Here is a 527-nt window from a genome sequence, read left to right on the forward strand (position 1 = left end):
ACTTGGAAGCTGACAGTGCCTTCCACCAGGAATGGAATTCCGTGTTGGTCACATCGACATTGGTTGAGCCTGAGATCATCAGCCCCCTGCCATAGCCTGTGCCATCAGCAGTCGTACCCGTTCCGCTGGCAAAATCCCCATCAAAGACCGACTGATCTATGCTGATATTGCTGCTGTTGGAAATTTTGAACGGGCTGGTATGGGTCGCGTCGCCTGAGCTGAAATTGTAGTCGAACTTGACCGTATCAAAAGAGACATTCGACACCTGATCGAGTCTGAGCCCTGAAAAGCTGGCCATCGCACCCGGATCAGCAGATTTCAGTGTCACAGGTGATGAATAGCTCGTGTTCTTGAGCGACAGGCTGCCATAATCGCCTGGCGCAAGTAGTATCGTTTCCCCACCTGTCGCCTGAGACAGAGCCTGGTTCAGCTCAGCCGCAGAGGTTACCGTGATTGTCGTCGACATGTTCCACCTTCTGTTTCATAGGCGCTGTGAGTGGCAGCGCACGACTTCCCGCACACCCAGG

Annotated in this window: 1 pseudogene; it reads right to left on the minus strand. The window is 53.7% G+C overall.

From position 1 onward, the window contains the following. Positions 1–466: pseudogene (locus ACR0JF_RS23425) on the minus strand (right-handed parallel beta-helix repeat-containing protein); the annotation flags it as partial. Positions 467–527 lie beyond the last annotated feature (61 nt).

The sequence above is a fragment of the Ruegeria sp. BG11 genome (assembly GCF_056538565.1).